The 17,935-nt window shown below is 35.1% G+C and carries 15 protein-coding genes; 5 read left to right on the top strand and 10 right to left on the bottom strand.

Going from position 1 to position 17,935, the window contains the following annotated elements; all coding sequences use genetic code 11:
• Positions 1–8 precede the first annotated feature (8 nt).
• A complete protein-coding gene (locus JMM81_RS04255) occupies positions 9–1,691 on the bottom strand; it encodes a Na/Pi cotransporter family protein (protein ID WP_256240242.1) in 1,683 nt (560 codons plus the stop codon).
• A 513-nt stretch (positions 1,692–2,204) separates the two neighbouring features.
• Here JMM81_RS04255 and JMM81_RS04250 point away from each other — a divergent pair.
• Positions 2,205–2,570, top strand: coding sequence for a carboxymuconolactone decarboxylase family protein (locus tag JMM81_RS04250; RefSeq protein WP_256240241.1), 366 nt, complete (start codon positions 2,205–2,207; stop codon positions 2,568–2,570).
• Positions 2,571–2,746: 176 nt separating this feature from the next.
• Here JMM81_RS04250 and JMM81_RS04245 read toward each other — a convergent pair whose 3' ends face one another.
• Positions 2,747–3,061 carry a thioredoxin family protein gene (locus JMM81_RS04245; RefSeq protein WP_256240240.1) on the bottom strand — a complete coding sequence of 105 codons (315 nt, stop codon included), beginning with the start codon at positions 3,059–3,061 and terminating at the stop codon, positions 2,747–2,749.
• A gap of 164 nt (positions 3,062–3,225) precedes the next feature.
• Positions 3,226–4,458 carry an NO-inducible flavohemoprotein gene (gene hmpA, locus JMM81_RS04240; protein ID WP_256240239.1) on the bottom strand — a complete coding sequence of 411 codons (1,233 nt, stop codon included), beginning with the start codon at positions 4,456–4,458 and terminating at the stop codon, positions 3,226–3,228.
• Between the two features lie 170 nt (positions 4,459–4,628).
• Here hmpA and JMM81_RS04235 point away from each other — a divergent pair, with 170 nt between their 5' ends.
• Positions 4,629–5,063 carry an Rrf2 family transcriptional regulator gene (locus tag JMM81_RS04235; RefSeq protein WP_256240238.1) on the top strand — a complete coding sequence of 145 codons (435 nt, stop codon included), beginning with the start codon at positions 4,629–4,631 and terminating at the stop codon, positions 5,061–5,063.
• A 191-nt stretch (positions 5,064–5,254) separates the two neighbouring features.
• Here the strand turns inward: JMM81_RS04235 and JMM81_RS04230 are convergent, their stop codons facing one another.
• Complete coding sequence (locus JMM81_RS04230) at positions 5,255–5,563, bottom strand: (2Fe-2S)-binding protein (protein ID WP_256240237.1); 309 nt, start codon at positions 5,561–5,563, stop codon at positions 5,255–5,257.
• A 389-nt stretch (positions 5,564–5,952) separates the two neighbouring features.
• Between JMM81_RS04230 and JMM81_RS04225 the strand changes: the two genes are divergently transcribed.
• The gene (locus JMM81_RS04225) at positions 5,953–6,387 is read left to right on the top strand and encodes an anti-sigma regulatory factor (RefSeq protein WP_256240236.1); all 435 of its coding nucleotides are present in this window, start codon (positions 5,953–5,955) and stop codon (positions 6,385–6,387) included.
• On the top strand, positions 6,362–8,230 hold the full coding sequence (locus JMM81_RS04220) for an ATP-binding protein (RefSeq protein ID WP_256240235.1): 1,869 nt from the start codon (positions 6,362–6,364) through the stop codon (positions 8,228–8,230). Before JMM81_RS04225 ends, JMM81_RS04220 begins: the two co-directional genes overlap by 26 nt.
• Before the next feature lie 41 nt (positions 8,231–8,271).
• Here JMM81_RS04220 and spoVK read toward each other — a convergent pair whose 3' ends face one another.
• The 3 genes from spoVK to miaA form a co-directional block, all read right to left on the bottom strand.
• Positions 8,272–9,219 (bottom strand): stage V sporulation protein K, encoded by a 948-nt coding sequence (gene spoVK, locus JMM81_RS04215; protein ID WP_256240234.1) that lies wholly within the window; start codon positions 9,217–9,219, stop codon positions 8,272–8,274.
• Positions 9,220–9,520: 301 nt separating this feature from the next.
• The gene (gene hfq / locus JMM81_RS04210; protein ID WP_256240233.1) at positions 9,521–9,760 is read right to left on the bottom strand and encodes an RNA chaperone Hfq; all 240 of its coding nucleotides are present in this window, start codon (positions 9,758–9,760) and stop codon (positions 9,521–9,523) included.
• Positions 9,761–9,791: 31 nt separating this feature from the next.
• Positions 9,792–10,754 (bottom strand): tRNA (adenosine(37)-N6)-dimethylallyltransferase MiaA, encoded by a 963-nt coding sequence (gene miaA, locus JMM81_RS04205; RefSeq protein ID WP_256240232.1) that lies wholly within the window; start codon positions 10,752–10,754, stop codon positions 9,792–9,794.
• A 356-nt stretch (positions 10,755–11,110) separates the two neighbouring features.
• Here miaA and mreBH point away from each other — a divergent pair, with 356 nt between their 5' ends.
• Positions 11,111–12,118, top strand: coding sequence for a rod-share determining protein MreBH (gene mreBH / locus JMM81_RS04200; protein WP_256240231.1), 1,008 nt, complete (start codon positions 11,111–11,113; stop codon positions 12,116–12,118).
• Between the two features lie 167 nt (positions 12,119–12,285).
• Here the strand turns inward: mreBH and mutL are convergent, their stop codons facing one another.
• The 3 genes from mutL to JMM81_RS04185 all read right to left on the bottom strand — a co-directional run bounded on the left by mutL (position 12,286) and on the right by JMM81_RS04185 (position 17,774).
• Entirely contained in the window at positions 12,286–14,244 is a 1,959-nt protein-coding gene (mutL, locus tag JMM81_RS04195; protein WP_256240230.1) for a DNA mismatch repair endonuclease MutL, read from the bottom strand.
• 19 nt (positions 14,245–14,263) lie between these two features.
• A complete protein-coding gene (gene mutS / locus JMM81_RS04190) occupies positions 14,264–16,984 on the bottom strand; it encodes a DNA mismatch repair protein MutS (protein WP_256240327.1) in 2,721 nt (906 codons plus the stop codon).
• 244 nt (positions 16,985–17,228) lie between these two features.
• Complete coding sequence (locus tag JMM81_RS04185; RefSeq protein WP_256240229.1) at positions 17,229–17,774, bottom strand: outer spore coat protein CotE; 546 nt, start codon at positions 17,772–17,774, stop codon at positions 17,229–17,231.
• Between the last annotated feature and the right edge of the window lie 161 nt (positions 17,775–17,935).

Here is a 17,935-nt window from a genome sequence, read left to right as displayed (position 1 = left end):
GATCTATTTTATGAATATGAATACAAAGCGGTCGTCTCTGCATTTGTTTTATTACCTTGTTCGGACTCAGCGTTAATGACAGCTTCTGCTATATTAGAGGCATGATCTCCAATTCTTTCTAAGTTGCTAAGCATGTCAACAAAAACTATTCCCGCATCACCAGAGCATTTTCTTTCATTGAATCGTAAGATATGCTTCTTTCTTAGAATTCTTTCCATTTTATCTATTTCATTTTCTTGAGATAAAACAGTTTTAGCTAAATCTACGTTATTTTCGAAGAAAGCTCTATACGCTGTTTCTAAAGTTGATAGCGTTAATTCATACATTTCATTTAATTGAACCGTTGCATCTTTTGAGAAATTACCTTTTTTATTGATTTTATAGTCAACAAGTTCAACAACATTTTCCATATGGTCACCGATTCTTTCAATATCTCTAACCGTGGACCCTAAGTCTGAAAATTCTTCACTTTCTTTGACTGATAATGATTTAGCTGAAATAGCTAGTAAATATTCCGTAATTTCCTTATCTAAATTATCTATACCAGCTTCATACTGAAGAGCATTTTCCGCGTGCTTTTTATCATTTGTCTCTAAATAGCTAAATGCTTCATTTAAGCCAGCTATTGAGAATTCACTCATCCTTTTCAGTTCTTCCTTAGCTTGTCCTAAAGCAATGGATGGTGAGCGTTCAATAAACATTGTATTTAAATGATGTGCTCTTGTATCGATAAACTCATCTTCACCAGGAATTAATTTTGTCACTAACCAAGCTAATGCTGCAATGAATGGAAATTGTATAATCGTATTAGATATATTAAAAGTTCCGTGTGCAAAAGCGATTGTCATTTCTGGATTTAGATTTAATGTACTCTGTAAATAAACAATTAAATTTGTAAAAGGTATTAAAAGAATAAGGAAGACAATTGTTCCAATAAGGTTAAATAATACATGGACTGCTGCTGCTCGTCTTGCCGATATTGATGCTCCAATTGCTGCAATGACTGCGGTAATAGTCGTACCAATATTATCTCCAAATAGGACAGGTATAGCTGCATTTAATGTGATAGCGTCCGATGCAAATAATTCTTGTAATATCCCAATTGTTCCACTCGAACTTTGAACAATTAAAGTAAGTACGGTTCCAACAGTTACACCCAAAATAGGAATGTGACTCATACTTAACATTAAATCCTGAAATGCTTCAAGAGATCTTAAAGGCTTCATACCACCACTCATTAACTCTAAACCAAAGAAAAGGGCCCCAAACCCAAAAATAACTTGACCTATTGCCGTAATCCTTGGTTTTTTAAAGAAGAAAATGAACATAACCCCAACTGCAATGATCGGTAAAGCATATGCCCCAATATCTATACCTATAATAAAGGCTGTAACGGTCGTTCCAATATTGGCCCCCATGATGACACCAATGGCTTGTCGCAATGTCATAAATCCTGCACTAACTAATCCAACCGTTAATGCTGTTGTACCTGAACTAGATTGAATAAGTATAGTGACAAGTATCCCCGTTAAGACACCCATAAAAGGATTTGTTGTAAATCGATCTAAGAGTTCTCTTAAGCGGTCTCCAGCAGTCGCCTGTAAGCCATCTCCCATGTATTTAAGACCGAATAAGAAGATTCCTAAGCCACCTACAAATTCAAAGAGCATTTCCTGATAGTTTATATCCAAATTGATTTCACTCCCATATAAAAATCGACATTATTGCTCCAAAACATAATAGCAATTTACGACATAATTTTACACATTTTTTAGGATGATTTACAATAAAATAATAATATTTAAACAAAATTTACAATTGAACTTATACTTTTTTCTTGACTTTTTTATCGAGATGTTTTTTTAAACTTTTCTTTGTAACAGTGATGTTAAACAAGATAAACCTTCCCTAATACATCGTATATTAAAGGTTGTTATTACCTTGGTGGATGGAATAATACTGTCTTCGTTATTCAAGTTTATTTTCATCATTTACTTTTAGTTTATATTATTAATTTAACTGCAAATAAAAGGAGTTATGTTTACTTGATTATGGAAATTAATTGAAATCAATACCTCGGTAAGAATAAATAATAAAAACAAAAAGGGATAAATTAATCCAGTTAAAAATATCAAGTTTAATTATTTTTTTTTGTCCCATACTAATCGTTGGTTAATGATATTAGAAAAGGAGCTGAATTGTGTATGGAATTTCAATCTAGAAACACTACTGAAGCGGCACTCCATCATTATAAATCTGGACTTGGTTTGTTTACGGAAAAGATGCCTGAACTTGCAGGACATTTTAATGCCTTTACTGAAGAATGCTTTAAAGAAGGAGTTCTATCTCAAAAAGATAAACAGCTTATTGCTTTAGGTATCAGTCTTTATTCTCAAGATGAGTATTGTATTATTTATCATATTAAAGGGTGTCTTGACCAAGGTTGCTCAGAACAAGAAATTTTCGAAGCGGTTGGTGTGACTGCAGCATTTGGCGGGGGAGCAACGATGAGCCAAGCCGTGACCCTTGTTCAAGACTGCATTCAGGAATTAAATCAGTTGAAGCAATAATATTTCAGAAGTATTAAAAGCATTTAATCTAAATCATGATTTTACAAAACTCGAATTGAAAGCTGGATATTCAGATAGATTTGAAAAAACATTAGACAAATAAATAATAAAAAGAGCAAGTTCCTGATCATTTTAAAAATAAAAGGAACTTGCTCGTTATTTTGGTGACATCTAATTTACAGATTATTCAAGAACTCTCTCACTTGATCTGCGGTTTTCGCGTTTGCACTATGCAAATGTGCAAGCTTTTCTCCATTTTTAAAAACTAATAATGATGGAATTCCCATTACACTTTGTTTCTCAGAGATCTCTGGGAACTCATCACGATCAATCGTGAACCATTGCTTATCTTGATTCTCTTCTGTAACCTCATCTATGAACATGTCTAAACGTTTGCAGTCTGGGCACCAAGTTGTGGTAAAAATTCCAACTGTTAATTCATCTTGAGTAATTTGTTCTTGATATTCTTGTTCTGTTTTGATTTGTTTCATGTTTTCACTCCTAAGATTTTCTCTTCTCTTACTAATCCAATACAATCTATATAACACAACAATCAAAAAGTTAGCAAATAAACTGCACGATTTAAATTAGCCTCTTCAAAAATAGCTAGCATAAAAAATAAGGCTTCCACTATTCATAGCGAAAGCCTTATTTTTTATGCTGTTACTGTTGTCTCTTCTAATGTTCCTGCTGGTCCGAAAAACTCGAAGTGAATATTGTCTGTCGGTACATCCCAATCCTTAAGAGCACGATAGATAACTTGCATAAAAGGAGTCGGTCCACAGAAATAAAAGTCTGCTTGATTGGTTGCTAGAATAGATTTCAACCATTCTAAATCAACAAAACCTTCTTTATCGAAATTTTTAGCTTCACGATCTTGTTCAGTTGGCTCAGAATAAGCAACAAAACTCTTTACTCTTGAATTTGCGCTTGCTACTTGTGCCACATGTTCTTTCAATGCATGAACATGACTATTTAATGCTGCATGAATAAAAGTAACCTCACGCTCCGGCTGTTGTTCTACAATTGTGTTTAGCATACTTACCATTGGCGTTAATCCTACTCCACCACTAATTAAAACAGCTGGCGTATCCTTTGTTTCAAGCACAAAGTCTCCTGCAGGTGCATTCACTGGTAGAACATCCCCTACTTGAATAGAGTTGTGTAAATAATTAGAAACTACTCCTTCAGGCTTTTCTGCATGACCCTCTTCTCTTTTTACACTAATCCGATAATAATCTTTTCCTGATGCATCAGATAAACTATAATGACGAAGACTAGTAAACTCTTGTCCTTTAGGTTGTACTTTTAACGTAATATACTGACCTGCTTGATAAGGTGCAATCGCTTTCCCGTCTTCCGGTTTCAAATAAAATGAAGTGATAACATCACTTTCTTTTACTTTTTTATCAACGATAAAATTTCTAAAACCTTCCCATCCACCTGCTTGTTCTTTTGCTTCTTTGTACATTTGTTCTTCAATACCGATAAATGCATCAGCAATGACTCCATAAGCTTCAGCCCATGCTCCAATGATTTCATCAGTAGCTGCATCGCCTAATACATCTTTAATGGCTGCAAGCAAGTTCTCTCCAACAATTGGGTAATGCTCAGGTTGAACACCTAAAGCCCTATGTTTCATACCGATTTGTTTCACTACAGGAATAATCGCACCTAAATTATCAATGTTTGCTGCAGCCGCATACACGGTATTTGCTAGTGCCGTTTGTTGACGTCCTTGTTTTTGATTCGCATGGTTAAAAATATTTAATAGTTCTGGATGTTTACTAAACATTAATTCATAAAATCGTGTCGTAATATCTTTTCCATATTTTTCTAATACAGGAACCGTACTTTTTACAATTTCAATTGTTTTTTCGCTTAACATTTGCCATCCACCCCTATAAAGATATATTTTATCTACATGTTTAATAATATAACAACAGTACCAATAAAGATATATATAAAATACATCTTTCGAAAAGTTGTCACAATTACATTAAAATTCCTTTGATGGTATAATAAAAATATTCACAGTCAGAATAAGGAGTCTTTAAAATGAGATTAACACATTATACGGATTATTCTTTACGTGTATTAATATACTTAGCTTTAAAAAAAGAGAATGAATTAGGTACGATTAAAGAAATTGCCGAGACCTATCATATTTCAAAAAATCATCTAATGAAAATTACTCATGAACTAGGAAAACTTGGTTATATTGAAACGATTCGGGGCCGTAACGGTGGTATTCGCCTTGCCAAGCTTCCAAAAGAGATCAACATTGGTGAAGTTGTTTCAAAAACTGAAGAAGATTTCCATATTGTAGATTGCTTCAGCCAAGGAAATAGTTATTGTGTGATTACTCCCTCTTGTAAATTAAAGAATGTCTTATTTAAAGCTCTTCAAGCATTCTTAAATGTATTAAAAGAATATACATTGGAAGATTTAATTCAAAATAAAGATGACCTTTGCCAGTTACTCTACTCTTAAGTATTAATACTTTACATCCTGCAAAATCCCGATTAATTAGGCTAATAGAATAAAAGACACCAACACAAGGTTGGTGTCTTCAAAACAAGTACATATATTGGCAGAAAGAACGAAATCGTTTTCTAGAATAATTAATATAGAATATCACTCATTCTAACCATTTAACTGCTTAAATTCCGCTTACTCTCTAATCACATTTTACGATTGGATAAACGCCTTACAGCTCGAATAATACCTCCATATCCTATACAACGACAAAGATTGCCGGAAAGTGCTTCTTTTATTTTATCCTCTGTCAGGTTAGGGATTGCATCGATAATTGTCTTTACTGCCATGATCATTCCAGACGTGCAATAACCACATTGAAAACCACCTTCATGTAAAAAAGCTTGCTGGATATCTTCAATATTCGTTTTTCCTACTCCCTCAACCGTTAAAAATGATTTACCATTTGCTTGATACGCCATTAGTAAACAAGCATTGACTAGCCTTCCATCCATCTGAGATGAAGCAGACTTCAGATTGAAGTTCCACTTTCATAGCCTCCACTTCTTGAATAATTGTTGGTGTCTATATCACACACGATGTCAATGATGATGTCTTCTTTTCAATCATCCTGTCCCCCTTTTTTTATTCGCTCGTACTATTCACTGGTTGCGTGTTTCAATATTACTATTTTGTTAATGTATTAGATTTATTTTCCTTAAGTAAGTTTTTTAGTCATTCAATCATTAGAATTTATCTAAAAAAGATACTCTTCATTTCATTTTATAATAAAAAAGAAAAATACATTCTAAATAGCTTAAACAATTACCATATTCTTAGGAAAATATGTTAAAATATTTTTAATATATGCACATTTAATTAGTTAAAGCTCTAGAGGAGGATATTGGATAATTTGTACAGGATTGTGATTGAACGAGAAGATGATGTATACATGGCTAGTACAATTGGAAAAAAAGTTTCTGAAGAATGTGGTTTGAGTAAAAGCGAACAAACCAAATTAGTTGTATCCATAATGGAATTAACTCGTAACATTGTCTTTTATGCTGACAAAGGAGAACTTTTTATTAAACCAATACCCTCCTATGGAATCGAAATCGTTGCCATCGACCAAGGTCCTGGCATTCCAAATCTTGATCAAGTTTTAGATAATTCAGTTCCTTCCAAAACAGGTTTAGGATTGGGATTATCAGGAGTAAAACGATTAATGGATGAATTTGAAATTACCAGTACGATTCATCTAGGAACGAAGGTTAGAGCAGTAAAGTGGTTTAACGAAGGGAAGGCTAGATACAATGATTACATCACCAGCGGTAAATGATATTTTATATGGGTTGGTTGAGCTCAATCCCGATGGTACCATTCAAAAGATAAATAATGAAGGAAAAAAGTTATTAATCTCGAATGAAACTAACTCAAACTACCTTTTTCATTGTATTAAAAACAACGAAATTAAAACAAAATTGCATGAATGCTTCATGGGAAAATTAAATGATTTTATCGTAAGCATTGATTCTCAACCCTACTTTTTTCTATTTCATCGAACCTATAAAGATCAACTATTAGATAAAATTCATATCTACATGTTTAATGTTCAACATTTACAAAGCTCTCATGACCATAACAATTGGAATAATCATTTATTATCTTCGATTGGCGAAATGGCCGCTGGGATTGCGCATGAGGTGCGAAACCCTTTAACAGCAGTAAAAGGATTTCTTCAGTTAATGGACCAATCGTATACAGAAGAATATTCCGAAATTGCGCAAAGTGAATTAGATAGGGCCATCCATATCTTAAATGATTTAATGAGCGTTTCAAAACCAGAATTCTTTCAAGAAAAACAGACAACCTTCAACGTCATTTCTGAGATTGAATCGATTCTACTCTTATTTCAAAACCAGCTCTATTCGATCAATGTAATTAAGCATTTTAAAAATGAAAATGCCATGATTATCGGCAGAAAAGATCAAATAAAAAAGGCTTTATTCAATATTATTAAAAACGCCATTGAGGCCATGCCTAATGGCGGAACATTAATGTTTGATCAATCCGAAGACTCTCAGAGTATCACACTCTGTATTTCAGATTCTGGTGTTGGTATTCCAAAGGACAAGCTAAGGTTGCTTGGAACGCCTTTCTTTACACTAAAACAAGATGGGAAAGGTATGGGTTTAGCACAAGTTTTTAACGCAATTCAAAGTAGTAATGGAAAAATAAATGTTAAAAGTGAGGAAGATCACGGAACCTCATTTATTCTTACATTTCCAAAAACATTCAAACATGCTAATACATTTATAGGAGGTCAAAACATGATACAAACAATTGATTCAAAAGTCGAACTATCTCAATTTTTAAACGATAATTTGAATTTTTATACAATGGAATGGGTTGAATATATAAAGAAAAATAAAAGTTATATGACATCCTTACTGAAACAGAATAATGATTTAGATTATTACGCAACCTTTGGTAATCCAATCTTAAAAATGTTAGCACAAAATATTCATGAATTAAAAACAGAAGAAATTATGGATCATGCAAAAGAAAGAGGAATTAGTAGTGCGAAAACTGAATTTCCGATCCATATGGCATGGGAGCTTTTCCAATCATCTAGAGGCATTGCTTGGAATGCGATTAAAGCCTTCTACCTGGAAACCCAAAACACGCTAGAAACAGAGCAGTTCTTTGCTTTAGAGCGTCATGTCAATGATATCATTGACCTATACATTGATTCTTATACAGCTTATTTTGTCAGTTATAAAGAAGAATTATTAAAAAGCCACCGAGAAACTGTGGATGAACTGTCAGTTCCTATTATTCCAATCGCTGAAAAGGTTTGTATTCTTCCAATTGTCGGAAACGTGGATACGTACCGAGCTAAAAAGATTAGAGAAAAAACCCTTGTCCGTGTGAATGAATTAAAAGCTCATCAACTAGTTATTGATATTTCAGGTGTCCCTTATGTTGATACCGCTGTTGTCAATCATTTGTTTAAAATTGTAAAAGGAATTAAACTGTTAGGTTGTTCCACCATCCTAACAGGAATCAGCCCTGAAATAGCTGATACAATGATTGAACTTGGAATTGAAATAGATAGTGAAGTAAAAACAAAATCTGATCTACAACAAGCATTACAAGATATTCATTTATTTTCTAAATAAGAATAAAAAAGAAGCTGACTCATAAAATGTCAGCTTTCTTTTTATTCTTGATCAAATACAAGGTCATTACTGCGAATGGTCATTAATTCATGTCGATCAAATGTATTTTGCATCAATAACCTCATCGCTTGTGTTCGAATGGACTTTTCAAGTACATTCCGAATATAACGACCATTTGAAAAACTAGTTGGGTTTAATGTCGTCTTTATCCATAATAAATGTTCACGAAGCTTTTTTTCTGCTTCATGACTTAATGTATACTCTCTTTCCTTTAACATCTGTTCCGTAATTTCCATCAGCTGATTAATGGAGTAATCGGGAAAATCAACGACCAGTGGAAAACGGGAGTGCAGTCCAGGATTAAGTGTAAGGAAATAATCCATCTCTCGTGAATAGCCCGCTAGAATTAAGATAAACTCATGTTGCTTATCTTCCATATGTTTGACAAGTGTATCGATTGCTTCTTTGCCAAAGTCTTTTTCACCACCACGTCCTAGTGAATAAGCTTCATCGATGAATAATATCCCACCTATTGCTTTTTTTATTAAGTCTCTCGTTTTTTGGGCGGTATGACCAATATATTCACCAACAAGATCTGCTCTTTCTGCTTCAATTAAATGCCCTTTTGATAGTACATTCATTTTTTGAAATAATTTCCCAATCAGCCTAGCTACCGTTGTTTTTCCTGTTCCCGGGTTCCCTTTAAACATCATATGAAGTGCCTGTTTACCAGCTTTTAAGCCATTTTCTTCTCTTTTTTTATTAATATAAATCCAAGCATATATTTCTTTAATCATTCTTTTCATTTCTTCCATGCCAACAAGTGCCCCAAGTTCTTGCTCAATTTCTTTCAAGGCGGCATGCTCTAGTGGGATTGATTTTGGAGCAACGGAAGTTACATTTATATCTCCAGAAAGAGGATTTCGCTTCTGTTTGTTTAGAACAATACTGATTTGACCATTATTTTTCATTCGCATCGGTTGTTCCAAACTTTTCACCTCACATTCTATATACAGTATACGCCCCCACCCATTATTTGTGACGAACGCCTATTTTTTCATCATTATGTGTTTGTACAGTTCATACTGGCGATTAACTCATATTCATTGTATGAAAAATAGAATTAGCTACGATTCATTCTATTCTTTGGAACTATGGTTATTTTGCGTATTTTCACAAGAAAATGACACCTGTATTTATTTATATTCATCAAGTAGCCCGTTCATTAAAAAAATAAAAAAAAGCATTCACATCGAAGTAAGATGCAAATGCTTTTTTACATAACATTCATTATTTTTGTTGTGGCATTTCTAAATCAATTTGTACATTTCGTTGTGGAGCAAAAGTAGAAATAGCATGCTTATAGACTAACTGTTGCTTTCCTTCTGTTTCAAATAAAATCGTGAAATTATCAAATCCCTTTACTTGACCCCTTATTTGAAATCCATTTAACAAAAACACCGTTACATTTATTCCATCTTTACGGAGTTGATTTAGAAATTGATCTTGAATATTCACTGATTGCTTCATGTATAAAGCTCCTCCTCTTTAATCTCTACTATTATGTATTCGATCTAATTTTAAGCATTCCTTCAATATAAGTAGAAATTTCATCTATTTTTTTTGCTAAAGAAATAGGTTCTATTTCCTCTGTCATATCAAACCATTTTACATCCATTTTGTTGCGAAACCAGGTTAATTGTCGTTTTGCATAACGTCGTGAATTTTGCTTAAGGTTCTCTACAGCCTGCTCGAACGATACTTTTCCCTCAAAATATTCGTACATTTCTTTATAGCCGATTGCTTGGATCGACTGACAACCTTTTAATCCTTGCTGAAATAATTGTTCAACTTCATGTACCAGCCCTTCATGAATCATCATGTCGACCCGTTTATTAATTCGTGCATATAGTTTCTCACGGTCCATCGTTAAGCCTACAATAGCAGTATCATATAAAGAATCTGGTTGCTGTTTTCTTTGAAACTCACTCATTGTTTTGCCTGTACAGTGAAACACCTCAATTGCTCTGATGACCCGCCGAACATTATTAGGATGAATTCGTGCGCCACTTTCAGGATCAAGTTTCATTAATTGATCATGCAGAAAGTGAATTCCCTCTTTTTCAGCCTGCATTTCTAAATTTTTACGAAACTCATCATCTGTTGGTGCCTCTGAAAATTGATAATCAAATAAGACTGATTGAATATATAAACCTGTTCCACCGACAATGATCGGTAGCTTGCCCCTACTTGTGATTTCAGAAATTCTATCCCTTACTAATACCTGAAATTCAGCTGCAGAAAAAGGTTCATCTGGATCTTTAATATCAATTAAATAATGAGGAATCCCTTCCATTTCTAACGGTTTAATTTTTGCGGTTCCAATGTCCAGTTTCTTATAAACTTGCATGGAATCACCACTAATAATTTCACCATTAAAAGCTTTTGCCAACTCAATACTGGTTTTTGTTTTTCCAACTGCTGTTGGTCCAATTAAAACAAGAAGCTTACATTTAGTGGTCAATCTTTCACACTACCTTTAATACAAAATTAGGTTTAGCCAACATGAGCTTCTTCCTCATTGTTAAGAAACATTACTTTTTCATTAGCAAATCTTTATGATGGCTACCTATTTTAATCATATCATATTTCAAAAATATTGCAGTGAAACATCTATCCATTATGACCATTTTTGAAGGAACTATTCACTTTATCTCCATAAGAAAGTTAATTGACAACTTAAAAAGGGAGAAGAAATTCTCTTTTTATATTACAGTTCATTTAAAATTAGATAACATTCACACTCTACTCTTTTTTTCATGCTAATGTTATAGAGGTAATAGTTAATCAATATTTTTTTGTGAAATTGGGTGAATAATTATGTTTTCGAATGCTGAAATTGGAATTGATTTAGGTACTGCTAATACATTGATCTATAGTAAAAATAAAGGAATTATCTTAAATGAACCTAGTGTTGTCTCTATTGATAGGGTAACGAAAAAAGTACTTGCTGTTGGAAATGAAGCAAAAGAGATGGTTGGTAAAACACCAGAAAACATCGTTGCTATCCGACCGTTAAAGGATGGTGTTATTGCTGACTATGATATAACGACTGAAATGTTGCGTCATATTATGGGAAAAGCCTCAAAAATACTTGGATTTTCTTTAAGAAAACCCAATGTGGTCATTTGTACACCTTCCGGCTCCACAAGTGTTGATCGAAGAGCAATCCAAGATGCAGTGCGCAATGCAGGAGCAAAAAAGGTTTATTTAATAGAGGAGCCTGTTGCAGCAGCAATAGGTGCTGGACTTCCTGTTGATGAACCAATTGCCAATGTCGTAATCGATCTTGGAGGAGGTTCTACTGAGGTTGCGATCATATCCTTTGGCGGAGTTGTCGCTTGCCATACGGTTAAAATTGGCGGTGACCGCCTTGATGATGATATTATTCAATACGTTAGAAAGAAATACAATCTGCTTATTGGAGAAATAACAGCTGAAAATATTAAAATGGAAATCGGCTATGCTTTAATCGACCATGAAGAATTAAAAATGCAAGTTCGAGGGCGTGACCTTGTCAACGGTCTACCAAAAACCATTACCCTTTTTTCTCATGAAATTCGTGATGCAATGAAAGAGGCATTGTTACAAATTTTAGAAGTGGTTAGAGCAACCCTGGAAGATAGCCCTGCTGAATTAAGCGGTGACATAGTCGATCACGGTGTCATTCTAACTGGTGGTGGAGCCCTACTTCATGGAATGGAGGAATGGCTAACAAAAGAAATTGCAGTTTCAGCTACCTTAGCATCAAATCCACTTGAATGTGTTGCCATTGGAACAGGTAAATCATTGCAATACTTAAACAAACTACACAGTGTAGCAAATTAAAAGTGTCCATTTACGGTACAAGCACCGTAAATGGACACTTTTTGTCTATATAAACAGTTCACTTAATATATATCATAATTTAATAGCCTATTAAATTTAACAACATATCGAAGCAAATAGATTTTGTAAACAAAATTGTATATGTTTATTTTTTGGTTATCCTATCTTTACATAATACGTTTGAACATTTTTTCTAATTCATAGACAGATGTGTGGATGATGATGGGCCTACCGTGTGGACAGGTGAATGGATCGGATGTTTGTCTAAGTTCATCTAATAAAGCCTGAATTTCATCATTTCGTAAATGACGATTTGCTTTAATCGAACCTTTACAACTCATCATGATCGCAGCTTCCTCACGCAGTTTTCTTATATCTACTTTTTTCATTGAGAGCAACTGCTCGATCATATCTTCAATGATTTCCTTTTCTTCCCCTTTTGGAAACCATTGTGGGTGGGCTTTAACAATATAGCTATTATAACCAAATGGCTCCAGAAAAACCCCCACCCTTTCAAGTTCACCTCGGTACTCTTCAATTTTAACATATTCGTCTGTTGAATATTCAAACGTCAATGGGACAAGAAGCTCCTGCAACTCTTGCGCCACTCTACCCACTTTTTCTTTAAAGTATTCATATTTAATCCGTTCTTGTGCCGCATGCTGATCAATCATATATAATCCACGCTCATTTTGCGCAAATATATAGGTGCCGTGCATTTGCCCAATGGGATAGAGTGGTGGAACTCTGCTTGTCTGAATTGTCGCTTGCTGTGATAAAGAATGGTTATTTGAGAGTTTCTCTAAATCTGTTTGAGTACCATTTACAAAAATAACTGACTGTTTATTATCTTTCTCACTAAACGATTCAAATTGTCCATTTCCCTCTTCAGAATAGAATGGTTCCCCCTCTCCAACAAACCTATTACCATCATCTTTTGCAAATGATTGTGAGGAATTCACCCATACTGATTCTTGACTTGGTATAATAGGTTGTGAAAAACTTGTTTCATTCACTTGTTGTTCCCCTATTTTTTCTCGTTCTTCATCAGAGGAATGTATTTGTATGTGATCTAGCTCCATCATTGTCTGCTCTATTTGCTGTTTTGGAACTTTTTCTCGAACGACTCCTGCTGGAATTAGTTCTTTTGTTTTAAAAATAGATTTAATTGTTTCAGTTACGAGTTCATTTAATTCATGTTCTTTACTCATACGAACTTCCAATTTTGACGGATGCACATTAACATCAACTAAAATTGGATCCATCACAATATTCAATAAAGCGATTGGATATCGACCGATCGGTAACAACGTATGATACCCTTCTTGAATGGCCTTGACGAGAGGATAATTTTTAATAAAACGACCGTTGATCATAGTCGAAATATAATTTCTAGATGCTCTTGTTATTTCCGGAAGAGCAATATATCCATCAATCTTAAAATCAAGTGATGTTACATGGATGGGGATCATTTTTTTTGCTATATTAATCCCATAAATAGCCGCCAAAACTTGTCTTACATCGCCATTACCATTCGTATGCAACAGCTTCCGATCATTGTGTATAAGGCGAATAGATACTTTTGGATGAGCAAGAGCCAATCTGTTCGTCACATCAGTAATATTCCCAAGTTCTGTATGAACGGTTTTCATATATTTCAAACGAGCCGGAGTGTTAAAAAATAAATCCGTAATCGTCATATCCGTTCCTTTTCTACTTGCTGCTTTTTCAAGCTCAACCACTTTTCCACCCTCAAGAACCATACGTGTCCCTTCTACCCCTGTTGATGTAACGATTTCCAACCTCGATACTGAAGCGATACTAGGTAGAGCCTCTCCACGAAATCCAAGCGTTCGAATTCGAAAAAGATCATGTTCATTTTTTATTTTACTTGTTGCATGTCGTTCAAAGGCAATTGGAACATCCTCTGCTTCAATACCATCCCCATTATCGCTTATGCGAATTTTCGCAAGGCCAGCTTCTTCGACTTCAATATTAATAATGGTGCTACCTGCATCAATTGCATTTTCAACCAATTCCTTCACAACTGAAGCAGGACGCTCAACCACCTCACCGGCTGCAATTTTATTGGAAAGGGCATCATCTAGTTGAATGATCTTCCCCATATCCTCTCACCACCGTTCATTAACTTTTTACTTTTTTATGGAGTTCATAAAGAATATTCATCGCCTGCATGGGAGTCATATCTAAAATATCTAATTCCTTTATTTTTTCAAGCACTCGTTTCTCTTTCACTGACAGTTGAGTTTTTTTCAGCCCGACAGCTTCCTCCTCAAAGAAAGAGAGCTGCGCTTCTTCGACCAATGAAGAGACCGATAATATGTCATCCTTTTCCTCGTTCAAATAGCCCACTTTAGATTGTTCTATTTTTTCATCATGACCAGAAAATGAGTCCATTTTTTGATCCATATTAGCTTCTTCCTCTTGTGGAACTTTGGCGACATGCTGTTGTACCTTTACATCCTGATTTTCTAATGACGCTAGTATTTCGTTCGCCCGTGTAATAAGCTCGTCTGGCAATTCAGCTAACTTCGCCACATGGATACCATAACTTTTATCAGTTGGACCTTCTTTTATTTTATGAAGAAAGACGACTTTTCCACTTTGTTCTATGGCACTTACATGAATATTAGTCAATCGTGGTAACTCTTCCTCAAGCACTGTTAACTCATGATAATGCGTGGAGAACAAGGTTTTTGCTCCTATTCGATGATGAATGTATTCAATAATAGCTTGTGCTAATGCCATCCCATCATATGTTGATGTTCCTCGGCCAATTTCATCAAATAAAATAAGACTATCTTTCGTTGCATTGGAGATCGCATTTTTTGCTTCCAGCATTTCCACCATAAACGTACTTTGTCCAGAAATTAAGTCATCTGCCGCACCTATCCTTGTAAATACCTGATCAAATATCGGTAGCACAGCTTCTGTCGCAGGTACAAAGCAGCCAATTTGTGCGAGAATCGAAGTTAAGGCAATCTGCCGCATATACGTGCTTTTACCAGACATATTCGGTCCTGTAATGAGTAGTATTTCTCGTTCGTTATGCATGTCACAGTCATTTGGAACATAACGATCCGCATTCATCACCTTTTCAACAACTGGATGGCGTCCATCTTTTAAAAATATACGGCGCTCTTCAGAAAAAGAAAAAACAGGTTTCACGTAATGTCGTTCCTCACTAATTGTCGCAAAGCACTGTAGCACATCAAGCTCACTGACTATTTTCGCTAGTGATTGCAGTCGAGGAATGTAGTCTTTTACCTGCTCACGGATTGCTGTAAATAAATCATATTCCAACTGCATACTCTTCTCTTCTGCTTGTAGTATTAATGCCTCTTTTTCCTTTAATTCGGGTGTAATAAAACGTTCAGCATTTGTTAACGTCTGCTTCCTTTCATACCTGCCATCTTCCAAATGGTGCAGATTGGCCCGAGTGACTTCAATATAATAACCAAATACACGATTATAACCGACTTTTAACGATTTAATTCCTGTTTTTTCTCGCTCTTCACGCTCAAGTTGAGCAATCCAGGTTTTCCCATTTCGGCTGGCATCGCGGTAACGATCAAGCTCTTCGTGGTATCCATCTTGAATCATATTTCCTTCTTTAATAGAAATTGGTGGATTATCAACAATAGCTTTTTCCAACAGATCCGTAACCTCCTCACACGGATCAATTTTGCTTATAAGTTGCATCGCCTCTTCCGTTCCTAGTTGTTCAACAATCGTATAAATTAAAGGAATTTGTTGAAGTGATCGTTTTAATTGTACGAGATCACGTGCACTCACATTTCCAAAAGCGACTCGACCAGCAAGCCTTTCAAGGTCATAGACTTCTTTTAGTTTCTCCCTTAATTCTTGACGTTCGAAGTAAGCAGCCATCAAGGTTTCAACCATCTTGTGTCGTGCTGAAATCTCCTCTTGATTGATCAACGGACGGTCAATCCATTGCTTTAATAACCGCCCTCCCATAGCTGTATTCGTTTCATCAAGTAGCCATAATAAGGAGCCTTTTTTTCCTTTTGCACGAATCGTTTCTGTTAACTCCAAATTACGTTTTGAATAATAATCAATTTTCATATATTGATAAATTTTGTAAGATGTTACGGGCTGAAGATGATCGAGGCTTCTTTTTTGCGTGCGATACAAATAATTTAACAGTCGTGCCATTGATTTTTGTAGCTTGTCCTCTGTTACATGAGTAAACAAAGGTTGATATACGTCTTTTACGAGAACATCATCTTCAAATGAAATCGTCACAGCCAAACGTTCTCGAATTTTCCGTTGCCATTCACCATCAAAGGTTGCTGCTACAACGACTTCCTTTGCACCTGACAGGGAAAGTTCATTTAATACTTCATCAAAATTTCCGTTCAAAACCGTTACTTGGTTTTCACCAGTAGATAAGTCATTATAGGCGAATCCAAATGTCCCATCCATGAAATGAGTAATAGTAGAAATATAATTATTTTCCTTCTCCTGTAGCCCCTTACCTTCCATTACCGTTCCAGGTGTGATAAGTTGAACAACCTCACGACGAACGACTCCTTTTGCTTGCTTCGGATCTTCAGTCTGTTCACAAATCGCTACTTTATACCCGCGTTCAATGAGCTGTTCAATATAGGTTGCCGCTGAATGATAAGGGACACCACACATCGGAATACGCGCTTCCCCTCCACCTTCCCGACTCGTTAAAGTAATTTCTAATTCCTGTGATGCTTTAATCGCATCATCGAAAAACATTTCATAAAAATCGCCAAGGCGAAAAAATAAAAAGGCATCTTGGTAGTCTGCCTTTACTTGTAAGTATTGTTGTATCATCGGCGTATAAACGACCATCATATCCTCCATTAGCTAAACAGAATCTTTATCTATTCATTATAGCATATTATAGGTCTTCTATCAGGAGGATTATTTCCACCTTAAGAGAACAAAAATACAGATTGCTAGGGGGAAGAACTTCGATTAAAAACCTTCAAGGTCCTTGGATGAATATTGATATTAGTACATCCAACTCTAACAGGCGTATGATAAACCATCTATAACAGAAAAAACTAGGAAGCAAAGTCTTCCTAGTCTACTTTTATCTGTCTTTTTTTTCATGTAAAAAATCAGGATCTAGGTCTTCAAAATCCTCATCTTCAACATCTAATCCCCAATCGTCATCCTCACTGTCACACTTTTCAGGATATACAGCCACAATGACTTTTGTTTCACCAATTACTTCCACAATAAATTCTCTTTCAACATGGACAATGATTTTATCTCCCTTTGATGAAATCACACATTCCACACAGTTTGGCTGTTGCATCACTCTGGCAATCACATCTTGATCGTCTAGACAATCTGGGTCGCGATATTTCAATTTAATTACATCACAATAGTCAACTCGCTCAGTTACCACTTCTGTTTTTGTATTTTTATTAAAGGAGTACCAAACATTTATATCATAATACCCTTTAACTTCGACTGTCTTTCCAACCTTTTTCGCTTCGTACGTATGGTTTATAATCCAGCAGCCAAGAATACTTGACGGCTGGTGCGAAGGGCAAATCGTATGATTAGACTTTGTATATTTACGTCCTTTCGCTACGACCGCTTTTGTAATAATTTCTCTGTACTCTCCCATTGCGAGCGAAACCTCCTCATTCATTTTCAATTCATCCTATGCGTGATATTAGACTAGTGTGCGATAATTTTTTGATGAATATCAGAAAAAAATATAGGCATGGTGCAGTGTATGCTCATAGAAAAAGAAGGTTCCGACTTAGGCAAAGAATCTCTATTTTC

The sequence above is a fragment of the Bacillus sp. V3B genome (genome assembly GCF_024494465.1).
Taxonomy (GTDB): Bacteria; Bacillota; Bacilli; order Bacillales; family Cytobacillaceae; genus Bacillus_BD.
The sequence above is the reverse complement of the archived record's forward strand: the minus strand, read 5'-3'. Positions and strand labels throughout refer to the sequence as shown.